Annotated in this window: 12 protein-coding genes; 6 read left to right on the top strand and 6 right to left on the bottom strand. The window is 74.9% G+C overall.

Features of this window, described 5'->3' with window-relative positions; all coding sequences use genetic code 11:
• Nucleotides 1-98: 98 nt before the first annotated feature.
• From ACFP6A_RS03910 to ACFP6A_RS03900, 3 genes are all read left to right on the top strand, one after another.
• Nucleotides 99-1,547, top strand: coding sequence for an FAD-dependent oxidoreductase (locus ACFP6A_RS03910; protein ID WP_379601704.1), 1,449 nt, complete (start codon nt 99-101; stop codon nt 1,545-1,547).
• A 220-nt stretch (nt 1,548-1,767) separates the two neighbouring features.
• Nucleotides 1,768-2,082 carry a DUF2530 domain-containing protein gene (locus tag ACFP6A_RS03905; RefSeq protein WP_379601703.1) on the top strand — a complete coding sequence of 105 codons (315 nt, stop codon included), beginning with the start codon at nt 1,768-1,770 and terminating at the stop codon, nt 2,080-2,082.
• Between the two features lie 71 nt (nt 2,083-2,153).
• A complete protein-coding gene (locus ACFP6A_RS03900; RefSeq protein ID WP_379601701.1) occupies nt 2,154-2,489 on the top strand; it encodes a hypothetical protein in 336 nt (111 codons plus the stop codon).
• Nucleotides 2,490-2,539: 50 nt separating this feature from the next.
• On the opposite strand, the gene ACFP6A_RS03895 is transcribed toward ACFP6A_RS03900, so the two are convergent.
• The 5 genes from ACFP6A_RS03895 to ACFP6A_RS03875 form a co-directional block, all read right to left on the bottom strand.
• Complete coding sequence (locus ACFP6A_RS03895) at nt 2,540-2,983, bottom strand: DUF5956 family protein (protein WP_379601699.1); 444 nt, start codon at nt 2,981-2,983, stop codon at nt 2,540-2,542.
• 6 nt (nt 2,984-2,989) lie between these two features.
• A complete protein-coding gene (locus ACFP6A_RS03890) occupies nt 2,990-5,971 on the bottom strand; it encodes a sacsin N-terminal ATP-binding-like domain-containing protein (protein WP_379601697.1) in 2,982 nt (993 codons plus the stop codon).
• 5 nt (nt 5,972-5,976) lie between these two features.
• Nucleotides 5,977-6,804, bottom strand: coding sequence for a DUF3027 domain-containing protein (locus tag ACFP6A_RS03885; protein WP_379601695.1), 828 nt, complete (start codon nt 6,802-6,804; stop codon nt 5,977-5,979).
• Nucleotides 6,804-7,187 carry a cold-shock protein gene (locus ACFP6A_RS03880; protein WP_379601693.1) on the bottom strand — a complete coding sequence of 128 codons (384 nt, stop codon included), beginning with the start codon at nt 7,185-7,187 and terminating at the stop codon, nt 6,804-6,806. The genes ACFP6A_RS03885 and ACFP6A_RS03880 overlap by 1 nt, the downstream gene beginning before the upstream one ends.
• A gap of 87 nt (nt 7,188-7,274) precedes the next feature.
• Nucleotides 7,275-7,901, bottom strand: a complete 627-nt coding sequence (locus tag ACFP6A_RS03875; protein ID WP_379601691.1) for an HAD family hydrolase — start codon at nt 7,899-7,901, stop codon at nt 7,275-7,277.
• A gap of 189 nt (nt 7,902-8,090) precedes the next feature.
• Between ACFP6A_RS03875 and ACFP6A_RS03870 the strand changes: the two genes are divergently transcribed.
• The gene (locus ACFP6A_RS03870) at nt 8,091-11,087 is read left to right on the top strand and encodes a S8 family peptidase (RefSeq protein WP_379601689.1); all 2,997 of its coding nucleotides are present in this window, start codon (nt 8,091-8,093) and stop codon (nt 11,085-11,087) included.
• 115 nt (nt 11,088-11,202) lie between these two features.
• On the opposite strand, the gene ACFP6A_RS03865 is transcribed toward ACFP6A_RS03870, so the two are convergent.
• The gene (locus ACFP6A_RS03865; protein ID WP_379601688.1) at nt 11,203-12,087 is read right to left on the bottom strand and encodes an LLM class flavin-dependent oxidoreductase; all 885 of its coding nucleotides are present in this window, start codon (nt 12,085-12,087) and stop codon (nt 11,203-11,205) included.
• Nucleotides 12,088-12,126: 39 nt separating this feature from the next.
• Between ACFP6A_RS03865 and ACFP6A_RS03860 the strand changes: the two genes are divergently transcribed.
• Together ACFP6A_RS03860 and ACFP6A_RS03855 are read left to right on the top strand one after the other, a co-directional pair.
• Entirely contained in the window at nt 12,127-14,511 is a 2,385-nt protein-coding gene (locus tag ACFP6A_RS03860; protein ID WP_379601686.1) for a helicase-associated domain-containing protein, read from the top strand.
• 9 nt (nt 14,512-14,520) lie between these two features.
• Nucleotides 14,521-15,159, top strand: coding sequence for a hypothetical protein (locus ACFP6A_RS03855; RefSeq protein ID WP_379601684.1), 639 nt, complete (start codon nt 14,521-14,523; stop codon nt 15,157-15,159).
• Nucleotides 15,160-15,166 lie beyond the last annotated feature (7 nt).

The raw sequence follows: 15,166 nt of genomic DNA, 5'->3' as shown, positions 1-15,166 counted from the left end.
GGGTGCGCATGGTGCCAGACACCCGCCAGTCGAGCGTGGTCCATGGAAGCTACCGGGTGAGACCGAGGTGCTTGGCGCGCGTACGGTGCGACGGGGAGATGACCGGGCGCACCCGGATGGGCGAGGATGCCAGCGTGACGGTTAGGCGCGACCTCGTGGTCCAGCCCGCGGATAGTCCCCTGCGGGTGGCGATCGTTGGCGCGGGGCCAGCCGGGATCTACGCGGCCCAGGCGCTGGCCGAGCAGGACGCCGTCCCTGTTGCAGTCGACATCATCGACCGCTTGCCGACGCCCTTCGGGCTGGTGCGGTACGGCATCGCCCCCGACCACCTGAAGATGAGGGGTCTGCGGAGCACGCTGCAGCGCGCCCTCGAACACCCGCGGGTACGGTTCCTCGGCAATGTCGAGGTCGGCGTCGCCCTCCCCTTGGCACAGCTCCGCGCTCATGTTGACGCGGTGATCTACGCATACGGCGCCGCCGACGCCGGACGGCTCGGTATCGAGGGGGAGGAGCTGCCCGGGAGCCTGACCGCCCTTGACCTCGTGTCCTGGTACTGCGGACATCCCGACGCCGACCGCGCCACCGTGGAGGAGGCACTGTCCCACGCTCGTTCGGTGGCGGTCATTGGCGTGGGCAACGTCGCCCTGGACGTCGCCCGGGTGCTCGCGAGGGCACCCGAGGAGCTTCAGCCCACCGAGATGCCGCAGCATGTTCTTGAAGCGCTCGCGGACGCGCCGGTCGAGCAGGTCACCGTCGTCGGACGACGGGGTCCGGCCATGGCCAGCTTCAGCACCCCGGAACTGCGCGAGCTCGGCCAGCTGCGGTCCGCGGTCGTACTGGTGGACCCTCGCGACCTGGAACTGGTGGGGGCGGCGGAGGAGCGCGCCGCCGCCGAGTCGGCCGTGGCCCGTAACCTGGCGGTACTGCGCAGCTGGGTCGAGCACGAGCCTTCCCCGGGAACCGTCCGGCTGAACCTGCGTTTCCGCTGGCGGCCGGTACGCATCCTCGGACCCCACAGGGTGCGTGCGGTGGAGCTGGAGCGGACGGCCTCGGACGCTGACGGACAGACGGTGGGCACCGGCGAGCTTGAGCTGCTGCCCGCCGACCTGGTGGTCCAGTCGATCGGTTACCGCGGGACCTCCCTGCCGGGTCTGCCCGTCGACGAGCGCACGGGGACGGTGGCCCACACCGCGGGGCGGGTGCTGCGCGACGGACGGCCCTCGCCCGGCGAGTACGTGGCGGGCTGGATCAAGCGGGGCCCGACCGGGGTGGTCGGCACCAACAAGCACGACGCAAAGGAGACTGTCTCGAGCCTCCTTGAAGATGCCGCCGCCGGAGCGCTTGGATCGCGCCGGCAACCGGAGGACCTGCTCGCTGTGCTGATGAGGCAGGGCCTGCACCCCGTCCTGCTCGAGGACTGGAGGGCCATCGACGCAGCCGAGGAAGCCCTCGGCGCCACCCACGGGCGCGACCGGACGACGCTGCACGACCGCAACGCGCTCCTCGCCGCGGCCCGGCTTGCGGCGGCCAGCAGGGAAGAAGCCTGACTGTCCCTGGGCGGGGTGGTCGGGACGTTCTTCACAGCAGATGCCCCTGTTCCGGCAGCGCTGGTTCTGGAACGCACACGCCCGTGCCATGGGCCTCGACGCGGAGTCACGCTCGATCGTGGTGCGGTCCGCGACCGGTTGACGACGACGAGCGCGGCCACCGCGCCGCACACTGCGCCGACGCCGTTCGCCTGTCCATCCGCTGCTGGCCTCCGTCGCGGTGCCGGTCGCCATCGCCGGCGCCTACACTGCGCCGGTGCGGTTCTACCTGCGACCCGAGGAACGCCACCCGGACCCCGAGCCGCTGCACACGGACGACCGCAAGGCGGTCCTCGTCGGCACCGTCATCTGGCTCCTCGGCCTGGCCGCCACGCTGATCCAGCGCGAGGACCTCGCCGCGGCGGGCCGGTCCTGGTGGGTGTGGACCTGCGCAGCGGGCGCCGGCCTGGGACTGCTTGGCCTCTCCTATCTGCACCACCGCGAGCTGCGCGGCCGGCACAAGGACGATGCCGGCCGCCCAACACGCGCCAGCTGAGAGGCGCTCGACATGTCGGAGAGAACCAGCCCGCGACCCACCGGGGCCGTGCTGGGTGAGGGTGTGAGCCGATGCGCGTAGTTCCCGTGGCGGACGCCGACGTCGTCGGTGTCGCGAGCGAGCCGGTGTACCGAGTGCGGGTGTGGACGCCCGGCGGGCGCCCCGGTGCGGCGTGGATGGTGGACGAGTACGACGTGCACGAGGCGGACGACGTTCTCTCGGTGCTGTCCTGGGCCAGGAGCAAGAGTCACGACGGCAGCTTCGAGGTGTTTGTGCCGTGCACCGAACGTGCTCGCGCTCGAGACGGGCACTGGGAGGACGTCAAGACGTTCGTCCGCGTGTTCGGCCAGCCGGCCGACGAGGGCGGAACAACAGAGGTCGTGCTCCTCCACGCCGACGAGGACTGACTGTCCAGGCGTCCCACAGCAGCGGCGGCTGCGGGATTGAGGGTGCACGGTTACCTGAGAATGCTCGCCAGCACGCGTTCTAGGCAGATCCTGGTGTCTCTCGGTAGTCGCGCCTCGGGGCAGTCTGCCTCCATAGCGGCGTACACCCTGGACCAGAACGCCTCTGCACTCAAACCGCCGGGCCCCCGCACAGCCCACACCGTGCTGCGAGGAGGGGGTGGGACGTCAGCGGCAGCAAGGAACTGCGCGATGTCATCGTCGATCGACTCCTGGTCCAGAGGACCACGGGGGCACTGGTAACGGACCACGCCCTCCCGAGAGACGACGTCTGTCCTTACGTCGGGGACGTCGTGACGGCGAAGGGGCCCAGCCCACTGCGGCCCGGCAAGCCAGGCAATCAGAGCACCCCACCCTGACTCCGGGAGGGGGATCGCCGTCCCCTCGTCGACTGGCGGATTTGCGCTGATCCGCTGCCATCGTTCGTCGTCAACCATGACGGCTCACCCGAATGCCTCCTCCGCGGCGACCGCGGCGGCCCGGTCCGGTGCCGTCAGCACCTCCTCGACGGCCTGCCGCCGCCCCCAGCGCCCGGCTGCCTGCGCCAGGCCACGGGCCAGCCCGGCCAGGGTGGTGGCGTGGACGACGGCGTCCGGACCGCTCCCGTCCACCCACCACTCGACCGGCTCGCCGTCCACGCTGAGGTCCTCGTGCTCGCACCAGGACGGCGGCGCCTGCGCCAGCAGCAGCCGCACTCCCGCAGGGACGTCGCCGGCACCGTCGTCGGGGCACTCGCCGTCGACGCGGCCGCGGGCCCGCTCGGACGCCAGGTCGAGGTCGAGCAGGTCGGCCAGGGCGGTCGCGGTCCCCGCGGGGGCGGGCAGCAGGGGCCCGAGGTCCGTGCGCTGCCACCACATCGGTGCGTCGGCGACGGCGACGTCGCCCGCCGCGGCGGTGACGGCGGCGCCGTCGGCCTGCGGGACGCGCAACCGGGACGGCGGCTCAAGGTCGCCGATCGCGCCGTCCGCCGCGGCACGGGCGAGAACCGCCAGGACGTCGAGCACGGTCCCCGCGGACGCGTCCCGCTCGACCAGGGCTGCGAGCATCCGGGCCCAGCCGTCGGCGTCCAGGTCGCCCAGGTCGCGGACGAGCCCGAGGGCGCGGCGGGTGCCCGGGTCGAGTCCCTGGGCCAGCTCGGGGGCGGGTGGTAGCGCGGCGGCCACCGCGCTGTCGGCGTCCGGGTCGGCGTGCCCGGCCAGGCCGAGACGACGGCGCAGCCACCACGCGGTGTACGCCGGCACCCGGGCGGTCGACCCGTCGGGCCGGCGGACGACGACGGGGTCGACGAGGGCCGCCCGCAGGTCGGGTGAGGCGGCCAGGTGCCGTAGGGCGTCGGCCCAGGCGTCCTCGCGGACGAGGTCGAGGTCCCGGACGGCGAGCACCTCCTCGGCGCTGCCCGGTCCGACGTCCTGGGCCCAGCGGTCGGCGTCGTCGAGGTCGGCGAGCGCGTCCGGCAGGTCCTCGAGGTCCACCTGGCCGACCCGCAGCAGCGGCAGCGAGCCGGCGACACCGACCGCCTCGAGCACCTCGGCGCCCCACCGGCGCAGCGTCTCCGCCGAGACCTCCAGGACGTCGTCGGGGTGGAGCAGACCGGCGACGGTCGACCCGGGCAGGACGAGCGCGCCGGCCGGCGCCGGCTCGCCGTCCGCCGCGGGCAGCGGCAAGTCAGCCAGCCAGTCCGGCCACGGCCCGGCCGACCCGTCGCGCACCGCGGCTGCGACGAGGGACAGCGCGGCCTCGGTGGCCGCCCCGTCCTCGTCGTCCGCGACCGCGCGGGCAACTGCCGGGTCCTCCAGCACCGCGACCGGCCCGACGGCTCGGGCGCCGAGCCGCTCCAGCAGCCCGGCGGCCTGCTCGTCGGCGACGACGTCGGGGTGGACGACGCGCAGCCCCGCGGCGGACAGCCCGGCCAGCGCCTCACCTGCCACCCCGGGACCGGGCAGCAGCAGACCCCGGACGCCGCGGACCACCCGGCCGTCGGCGAGGGGGACGGGCAGGGCGGCCAGCGCCTCACGGGCCGCCGGGTCGGCGGCCAGGTGCGCCAGGGCCGCGTACCGTCGGCGCCACGCTGCGGGGTCGGGGTCGGCGGGCAGCTGGTCGACGAGGTCGGCCAGGGCGATCCGCGGCACGCCGAGCGCGGCGATCGCCGGGCCCGCGGCTCGGGGGGCGCGCACGAGCCCGGCGAGGACCTGACCGAGGACCCGCAGCACCTGCTCGTCGTCCCCGGCCGGTGCCTCGAGGGCCACGGCGTCCCGGGGGCGCACGAGCGCCCCGTCCTCGACCGTGCGCAGCACCGCCGCAGTGGGCAGCAGGGCGAGGACCTGCTCGCGTAGAGCGGCGTCGAGACGGCCGGCGGGCAACCCGGTGGGCACGAGCCGGAGCACGTCGGCGCCGGCTGCGGCCTGCTCGCGCAGCAGGTCGGTGTAGGCGGCGGCGCACGCGGCGACGAGGGCCTCGCTGGCAGGGCCGTCCGCGACGTGCCGGCGGGTGTGCTCGAGCGGGAAGGTGGCGACGAGCAGAGCCGGCCACGCCATCGGCTCGTCGGTGGGGGTGGGGGCGTGCAGGACGGCGGGGACGGTCGTGGCCGGGTCACGGGGCAGGGCCCAGGTGATGCTCCAGCCGGTGCGCGAACGCTCCTCGGTGGGCCGGTCGGCGAGCAGCTCCGGGTCGTGGGATCCGCTGCGCCGCAACGTGATCCAGCGCGCGGAAGGGTCGGTGATCGTGCGAGCCGGCTGGCCGGGGACGTCGACGACGACCTCGCTGAGCGCAGGTAGCGCCAAGAGCAGCGGGTCGTCGACCTCGGCGAGCAGCCGCTCGACGAGGTCGCGGGCGGCGCCGTCGCGCAGCGGGAGCAGGACGGCGGTGTCGTACCCGGCGGGGGCGGATCCGTCGGCCTCGAACGGCAGCCGCAGCGCGGGCACGTGCCCGTCCCGGCGCTCCATCTCGACGGCCAGGCCCGGCACGTCGGCGGCGGCCTCGCGCAGCAGCGCCCGGGTGTCGCCGCGGGAGAACCGGACGCCGCGCCCGTGGGAGACGACCACCGGCTCGTCGGTGACCGCGAGGACGGCGGCGAAGCCGACGCCGAAACGGCCCACGTCGGGGACGTCACCGCGCTTGGCGGAGGCGCGCAGCGAGGCGAGGGCCCGGACGCCGGCCGCGTCCAGCGGGGCGCCGGTGTTGGCGGCGACGAGGGTGGCGCCGTCCGGGCCTTCGGCGAGCCGGAGCAGCAACCGGCCGGGCGCCGCGGCCCGGGCCGCGGCGTCCGCGGCGTTCTGGGCGAGCTCGACGACGAGCCGGTCCCGGTAGCCGCCGAGGGCCAGCTCCTCCTCGGCGTTGGCGTCCTCACGGAACCGGTCGGGGGCGGCCCGCCAGCCGGCCAGCACGCGCTCGCGCAGGACGGCCGTGCCGAACGGGTCCCCGGCCACGGCGCTCAGCGCGGGACGACGACCGCGACGTGCCCTGTCTCGTCGAGGATCGGTTCCGGTAGCGGGTCGACGTTGCGCTCGACGTCGGTCTCGGAGTGGGCGCCGCAGCCGTGGTCGTAGGACACGACCAGGCCGTCGGACGGGGACCACTCGTTGGCGCACACCCCGAACACCTGGCGCAGCGCGCCGGGCAGCTGAAGGTAGAACCCGCAGGTCAGGCACGGCTCGTCGGCACCCGGCAGCCGCCGGTCGGCACGCTCGGACCGCCGCCCCCGGCCCTCCGCGGTCACCGGGACCGGACGGGGACCGTGGTCGACGGAGGCGTACCACCGCTGCGCGGCCTGGTCGCGGCCCTCCCGGGAGAGCACCCGGCGCCGGCCGAGCCCGAGCTCCCACAGGGCGACCTGGTCGACGTCCTCGTTACCGGTGGCCTCGAACCCGGGCTCCAGCCGCTCGTCGTCCTCCCGGTAGGGCAGGACGTCGCCGTGGCCGACGTCGCCGGGGGCCAGCCGCTCGGACCACGGCACCCACGGCGGGGGCAGCAACGCGTCGTCGCCGGGCAGCAGCGCGGCCTCGGCGACGGTGGCCACCCGGGCGCGCGCCGCACGGGCCACGGTGACCGACCACACCCAGCCGCGGTAGCCGCGGGCGGTGCTGGCGAACCGGTGGGTGACGAGCCGGTCGCCGTCAGCGGTGACGCCGAGGTGCTCGCCGACCGTCCCCGGGTCGGCGATCTCCTCGGCCGCCGCACGGGCGAGGTCAACGGCCGCCGCGCACACGGCGTCCGGGGCCTTGCTGCGGGGGCGGGTCGTCGTCCGGGGGGCGGCGGGCACTAGGCCTCCAGGTCGTCGGCGACGGCGCGCAGCACGGAGGCCACCTTGGCGGCCTGGCGGCGGTCGGGGTAGCGACCGCGGCGCAGACCGTTGCCGATGCTGTCGAGCAGTCTGATGAGGTCCTCCACGATGACGCCGAGGTCCTCGGCCGGCTTGCGGTGGGCGGCGGCGACGGACGGCGTGGGGTCCATGACGCGCACGGAGAGGGCCTGCTTGCCCTTGCGCCCGTCGGCGACGCCGAAGTCGATCCGGGTCCCCGGCTTAAGCGTGGTCGTGCCGGCGGGCAGCGCGGACGTGTGGAGGAAGACCTCCTCGCCGTCGTCCGTCTGCGCGAAGCCGAAGCCGCGTTCGGCGTCGAACCACTTCACCTTGCCAGTGGGCACTTGTGCGACCTCGTCGTCCTCGTCAGGGCTGAGCACCCCGCGGGACTCGCGGGGCGGGTACCAGGCTAACGCCCGGCGCGCAGGTCCTCAGGCGCGCAGTGCGGCCTGGTGGCCGGCCAGCCAGGTGGGGAACGCCCGCAGGTCGGCGAGCAGGACGTCGGGGTGCTCGGCCCGCAGCTCGGCGGCCGTGTGCGGACCGGTGGCGACGGCGACCGCCACGGCGCCCGCGGTGCGGGCCGCGACGACGTCCCCCGGGTGGTCGCCGACGTACCCGGTCGCACCGCGAGCCGCCAGCACCTCCCCCTTGGCGCCGGCGAACCGGCCGCCGACCGCCTCGTCGACGAGACCGGCCAGCCCGGTGTCGGCGAGCACCTTCTCCAGTGCGGGCTGGATCTTGGCGCTGACGACGAGGGTGCGGCCGCCGGCGTCCCGGACGGCGGCGAGGGCCTCGGTGGCGCCGGGGAGGACGGTCACCGGCGGGGCGTCGGGCAGGTCGTGGCGGCGCCGGTACTCCGCGGCGAGGGCCGGGACGTCCTGGCCGGGCGCGAGGTCGGCCAGGGTGGTCTCCAGCGGCACCCCGATGTACCGCCACACCTGGTGGGCGCTGACCTCGATCCCGGCGTCAGCGAGGGTGGAGGCCAGGCAGGAGACGATCCGCTCCCGGGAGTCGACGAGGGTCATGTCGAGGTCGAACCCGACGACGGGAGCGTGCACCGGCCCACCCTACGCGTGTCCGGTTTCGTTGGTTTCGGGTTGGTAACAACTTGACGGTCCGGGATACCGGAGGTTGCCCGGCTATTGACGTGCCCTGCGTCGCGGGCTGGGATGTCGGCCGGTGCGTCTGTCTCGGGTTCCGACGCTCGGCGCGCCGATCGAACCAGTCCCTCTCAAGGAGGCACGTCCGTGTCGAGTTCCCGCTGGGCGAGGGCGCGCAAGCGCAGCCTCGCCGCCGTCGCGGGTGCCGGGATGGTGGCAGCGACCCTGTCCACCGCCGGCGCCGCGACCGCCGCACCGCCACAACCCACCGACGACCGGCTTGAGGCGCCGGCCTCGACCACCGACTTCAAGACCGGTCGCTACGTCGTCGTGATGAAGGACCGCCCGGTCATCGGATACCAGGGTGGGATTCCCGGATACGAGGCCACCAAGCCAGCTGCCGGGGAGAAGCTCGACGCTGACAGCCCTGCGGCCAACCGCTACCGAGGGCTCCTCAAGGCCAACCAGGACAAGGCGCTCCAGCGGGCGGGGGGCCCCGCCGTCCTGTACCGGTACACGAACGCGATCAGCGGATTCGCGGCGGATCTCACCGGAGAGCAGGCCGAGGCCCTGGCGAAGGACCCGGGCGTCCTGTCGGTGAGCGAGAACGAGCTCATGCAGCCCGACACGAGCATCTCCCCCGACTTCCTGGGCCTGACCGGCGAGGAGGGCACGTGGGCGAAGCTCGGTGGCACGTCCGACCTCAAGAAGGGAGCCGGTTCCGGCGTCATCGTCGGAGTCGTCGACACCGGCATCCGCCCGGAGAACCCGTCCTTCGCCGACAACGGGATGCCTCGCCCGAAGGGCTGGAGCGGGGAGTGCGAGACCGGGCCGGACTTTCCGGCCTCGAGCTGCACCAACAAGCTCGTCGGCGCCCGCTACTACGTCGACGGCTTCGGGACTGCCCGGCTGGCCGAGTACGAGAACATGTCGCCTCTAGACAACGACGGTCATGGCAGTCACACGGCCGGCACTGCAGCGGGCAACTACGGCGTCGAGGCTGTCATCCCCGGAGTCGCCACGGAGACCATCTCGGGCATGGCACCCGCGGCGCACGTGGCCGCCTACAAGGTGTGCTGGGACGACAACAGCGGAGGCGGCGGCTGCGCGACAGCAGACAGCGTCGCGGCCATCGACCAGGCGGTCGCCGACGGAGTGGACGTCCTGAACTTCTCCATCTCCGGGACCACGAGCAACTACCTCGCCCCAGTCGAGCTCGCCTTCATGTTCGCCGCCGACGCCGGCGTGTTCGTCGCCGCCTCCTCCGGCAACAGCGGCCCAGGGGCCTCCACGACAAACCACCCGTCACCGTGGCTCACCACGGTTGCCGCGTCGACACACGCGATCCGCGAGCAGACGCTCGTCACCGGAGACGGCTCGCGGTACATCGGCGCCTCCATCACCGAGCCGCTGGAGACCAGCACGCCGATGGTGCTCGCCGAGGACATCCCGGCGGAGGGCGCGACGTCCGAGGACGCGGCGCTCTGCTTCCCCGGCACCCTCGACCCGACCGCCGCCGCAGACAAGATCGTCGTCTGTGACCGGGGCGTCAGCGCACGCGTGGAGAAGAGCGCCGTCGTGGCCGACGCCGGGGGCGTCGGCATGGTGCTGGTGAACGTCACCGAGGGTTCGCTGGACACGGACCTGCACTCCGTGCCGACCGTGCACCTGTCCCACGAGTACCGGGACGCGCTGCGCGCCTACGTGAGGGACGCAGAGTCGCCGACCGGCCAGATCCTGCCCACGAACGAGGGCACGACCACGCAGGTGCCCGAGGTGGCCGGGTTCTCCTCCCGCGGCCCGTCGCTCGGGGCCGGTGGCGACATCCTCAAGCCGGACATCTCCGCCCCAGGCGTCGGCGTCCTTGCCGCGTACAGTCCGCGCTCCGAGGGGCGGAACTTCGACTTCCTCTCCGGGACGTCGATGTCGTCGCCGCACATCGCGGGCCTGGCAGCCCTGGTCAAGCAGGCGAACCCCAAGTGGTCTCCCATGGAGATCAAGTCGGCCATGATGACGACTGCGCGCGACCACGCCTCCGAGGCCAGCAACGACCTGTTCGCCTCCGGCGCCGGGTTCGTCGAGCCTCGCCGGTTCCTTAACCCGGGCCTGGTGTACGACACCGACCAGAGCGACTGGTGGGACTTCCTGGCCGGTCAGGGTGTCACCTACTCCGACGGCACTCCGGTGTCCGACAACCCGATCGACGCCTCGGACCTCAACCAGGCCTCGATCGCCATCGGCTCGCTCGCCGGCAGCCAGACGGTGACGCGCACGGTCACGAACGTCGCACCGAAGGGCAAGGGCGGCCTGGCCACCTACACAGCCAAGGTGTCCGGGATGGACGGTATCGACGTCACGGTGACCCCGTCGACCCTCCAGCTGCGGCCGGGCGAGTCGGCGGACTTCACGGTGACGTTCCGCACGGACGGTGCCGCACTCAACCAGTACGCCAAGGGGTACCTCACGTGGACAGGCGCCACCGGCGACGTCCGCAGCCCGATCGCAGTCCGTCCGGTTGCTGCGGCGACCCCGGGCTCGGTGAACGTCCCGGTCGACGCCGACACGGTCGACCTCGAGGTCACCCCCGGCTACACGGGCACGCTCACCACGCAGGTGCTCGGGCTCGCCGCGGGTTCCGTCACCGAGGGCACGGCCCTCAACACGAGCGGCGCCGACTTCGACCCGACCGACGAGCGCAACCACCACCAGGACCTCAGCGTCCCGGCGGGAACGTTCGCCACGCGGATCGAGCTGCAAGCGAACGATCCCCAGAACGACGACCTGGACATGTTCGTCGAGCGCAAGTCGGACGGCGTCATCGTCGCGGCAGCGGCGACCGGTGCGGCGAACGAGGTGGCGACGGTGACTCTGCCTGAGGGTGAGTACACCTTGCACGTTCAGGCGTGGGCGGTGGCGGACGCCGCCGAGTCGACGACCTTCGGCATCCGAACCTTCAACGTGCCCACAACCGACAACGGCACGCTGGTCTTCGACCCCGCCACCCAGAACGTCACCCAGGGTGTGCCGACGACGTTCAGCGGCACGCTGAACACGGACCGCACCACGCCCTACTTCGGGTTCGTGGTCTTCCGCGACGGGAATGGGGCGCAGGCCGGCGGGCTGACCTTCGTGTCGGTCGGCTGACGCAGCACCGCACGACGACGGGCCCCGCCGGTTCTCCGGCGGGGCCCGTCGCACGTCTGAGGTCGCACGTCTGAGTGCCGTCACCGGCCCGGTCCGTCACGTCCACTGCCCCGGCTCAGTCGGCGCGCAGGGCCGGCAGCCGGCCGGCCACCTCCTCGAGCACGGCCTCGCTGCCGGCGTAGACGCCCTCACCTCGCGGCCAGTGGGTGACGACGTCGGTGAAGCCGAGCTCAGCGGCCCGCCCGACGGCGTCCTCGAACGCGCCGACCGACTCCAGCGCGTACCCGCCGGCGTCCAGCGACAGGTAGCGGTCGACCTCCGCAGGGTCCCGGCCCGCGGCGCCGAGCACGTCCTCGAACCTGCGCACCAGCCCGGCCACGCCGTCCCACCAGCCGGCAGCCCCCTCGGCACCGCCCTGCTCAGCGCCCGTGGTGGCCCAGCCCTGGCCGAAGCGGGCCGCGACCCGCATCGCCCGCGGACCGTTGGCGGCGACGACGAACGGCAACCGCGGCTGCTGCACGCAGCCGGGGGCCATCCGCGCCGCCACGGCCGTGTACCGGTCCCCCCGGTAGGTGGTGCTGGGCGCGGTGAGCAGTCGGTCGAGCAGGTCGACGAACTCGGCGAGTCGGTCCACCCGCTCGCGGGGCGCCAGCACCGGCCTCCCGAGCACCTCGGCGTCGAACCCGGTCCCGCCGGCACCGACCCCGAGGGTGAACCGGCCGTCGGACAGGTCGTCGAGGGTCATCAGCTCCTTGGCGAACGGCACCGGGTGCCGGTAGTTCGGCGAGGCGACCCACGTGCCGAGCCGGATCCGCTCGGTGACGAGCGCGGCCGCGGCCAGCACCGGCACCGCGGCGAACCACGGCTCGTCGGCGAGCGAGCGCCAGGCCAGGTGGTCGTAGGTCCACGCGTGGTCGAAGCCGAGTTGCTCGGCGCCCCGCCAGCGGTCGGCGTCCACCCGCCACCGGCCCTGGGGCAGGACGACGATCCCGATCCGCACGGACGGGGACGCTACGCCAGGGCGCGTACCGTGGTGCGGATGCCTGCCGCCCGCGCTCCCCGCAGCCTCGCGGACGACCTGCGGTCCCGGGACGACGACGCCCTGGCCGAGCTATTGCGCACCCGGCCGGACCTGGCCACCCCGCCCCCGGCGGACCTGTCGTCGCTGGCGGCGCGGGCCTCGACCCGTTCCAGCGTCCAGCGGGCCGTCGACCGGCTCGACCGACCCGCCCTGCAGGTGCTCGAGGTGCTGACGGTCCTCGACGAGCCGGTGGCCCTGGCCGACCTGGCCCGCGCCTGCGGCGCCCCGCGGGCGGTCGTGGCCCGGCAGGTGCACCGGCTGCGGGGCCAGGCCCTGGTGTGGGGTCCGGACGGCGCGCTGCGCGTCGTCCGGACGGTCGAGGAGGTCCTCGGCCCGGGGGTCGCGGGTCTGGGCCCCCGTCTGAGCGACCTGCTCGCCGTCCGCACCTCCGGCCGGCTCGCCGAGCTGGCCGAGGACGTCGGTCTCGTCCCGGCCGGTGACGCGGCGACGGACCTGGCCGCGGTGGTCGCCCGGCTGGCCGACCCGGCGGCCGTCGCCGCACTCCTGCAGGACGCCCCCGCCGCGGCCCGTGACCTGCTCGCCCACCTCGCACCCGGTCCGCCGGTCGGCAGCGTCGAGCACGCCCAGCGCCAGGTCCGCGCCGCCACCGCGCACAGCGCCGTCGACTGGCTGCTCGCCCGGGGGCTGCTCGTCGCGGTCGGCGCCGACCGGGTGGTCCTGCCGCGCGAGGTCGCGGTGGCGCTGCGCGGCGGTCGGGTCATCGACGGCGTCGACGAGCAGCCGCCACCGGTGAGCACGACGCAGCGACGCCCGGACCTCGTGGACTCCGCCGCGACCGGTCAGGCCGTCGAGGCGGTCCGGCTCACCGAGCACCTGCTCGAGGTGCTGGGCGCCTCCCCGGCACCGCAGCTGCGGGCCGGCGGGCTCGGCGTCCGGTCGCTGCGCCGGGTCGCCGACGAGCTCGGCATCGACGTCGACCAGGCCGCCTTCGTCGTCGAGACCGCCTGGGCGGCGGGCCTGCTGGCCTCGGACGGCGAGCTGGACCCGGCCTGGGCGCCGACCCCGGCGTACGACACCTGGCGGGCCCTGGGCACCGCCGGGCGCTGGGCTGGGCTGGCCACCGCCTGGCGGGCCACCTCCCGGACGCCCTCGCTCGTCGGCAGCCGGGACGGCCGGGACGCCGTCCGGGCCGCACTGTCCCCGGACCTGGACCGGCCCGCCGCGGTCGCCGTCCGCCGGGACGTGCTCACCGAGCTGGCCGCGCTGGCACCCGGGCACGCCCCGACCGAGGACGGGCTCGCCGAACGGCTGGCGTGGCGGGCGCCCCGACGCAGCGGCGGCACCGTCCGGCAGCTGCTGGCCGCCACCCTGCGGGAGGCGGCGTGGCTCGGTGTGACCGGCCTGGGCGCCCTCGCCACCGCGGGACGGGCCCTGGCCGAGGGCGGGGACGCCGAGCAGGTCGCCGCCGCACTCGAGGCCGCGCTGCCCGAGCCGGTCGACCACGTGCTGCTGCAGGCGGACCTCACCGCCGTGGCCCCCGGCCCGCTCGAGCCCGGGCTCGCCGCCGAGCTCGCCCTCGTCGCGGACGTCGACAGTCGCGGCGGGGCGACGGTCTACCGGTTCAGTGCCGCGTCGGTGCGTCGTGCCCTGGACGCCGGGCGGGGCGCCGAGGAGGTCCTCGACCTGCTCGCGAGCCGATCCCGGACGCCGGTCCCCCAGCCGCTGGAGTACCTGGTCCGCGACGTCGCCCAACGGCACGGCCGGATCCGGGTCGGCGCGGCCAGCGCGTACCTGCGCACGGACGACGAGCACGTCCTGGCCGAGGTGCTCGCCGACCGCAGGACGGCGCCGTTGCGGCTGCGGCGGCTCGCGCCGACCGTGCTGGCCGCCCAGGCGGACCCGACGACCGTGCTGGAGACGCTGCGCGGCATCGGGCTGGCCCCGACGGCCGAGGGACCCGGCGGGGACGTCGTGCTGCACCGGCCGGACGTGCACCGCACCCCGCCGCGTGAGCGGCCGCGCCCGGTCACCGGGGACCCGCCGGCCCCGTCCGACGCGCTCGTGCACGCCCTCGTCGCCTCCCTGCGCAGCGGAGAGGTTCGGGCCGGCGAGGGCGACCGGCGGCGGGCGGCGTCCGCCGGGCTGCCGCCGGTGCCGGTGATGGAACCGGCCCTCAGCCTGGCCGCGCTGCGCGAGGCCGCCGCCGACCGGCGGCCGGTCTGGGTGGGAGTCGCCGACCCGGGGGGACGAACAGCGCGGCTGCGGGTCGAGCCGATCCGGGTCGACGGCGGCCGGGTCACGGTGCTGGACACCGCGGTCGGGCAGCTGCGCACCCTGTCGGTGCACCGGATCACCGGCGTCGCCGTCGCCGAGGCGGAGTAGGTTCGGTCCATGAGCCAGCCACCGTCCGGCGACGCCCCCGACCGGTCCGGTGACCGCCGGCCCGGCGACCCGCCGTCCTACCCCTACCCGCCGGGCCCGTGGCAGGCGCCGGAGGAGGCCACCCGCCCGATCCCGAGCGACCCCAGCAACCCCAGCAACCCCAGCGGCACAGCCTCTGGGTCTCCGGAGTCACCTGCGCACGGCACCGGCGGCTACCCCCCGCCCCCCGGGTACCCCCCGGGCCAGCCGGGGTACCCCTCCGGGCAGCAGGGGTACCCCGCCCCGCCGCCGTCCCCGCCGCCGGGCTACCCGGGCGGGTACAGCGGTGGGTACACCGGCGGCTACACCGGTGCCGGGACGTCTCCGGAGCAGCAGTCGGTCCGCACCCAGGCCGTGGTGTCCCTCGTCCTCAACGTCCTGTCGCTGCTGGCCATGGCCAACGTGTTCGGCATCGCCGGCGGGATCCTCGCGGGTGTGGCGCTCGGGCGGGTCGACACCGACCTCGGCTCGGCGCGGAACCTCGTCCGCTGGTCGTGGATCGTGCTCGTCGGCGGGCTCGCCCTCCTGCTGCTCGCCGTCGTCGCCGTCGTCGCGTTCCTGTTCATCGGCGGCTTCGCGGCGATGTCGGGCGGGTTCTCAGCGCGGTAGGCCCGGA

The organism is Quadrisphaera sp. GCM10027208, assembly GCF_042658805.1.
Classification (GTDB): Bacteria; Actinomycetota; Actinomycetes; order Actinomycetales; family SCSIO-59966; genus SCSIO-59966.
The sequence above is the reverse complement of the archived record's forward strand: the minus strand, read 5'-3'. Positions and strand labels throughout refer to the sequence as shown.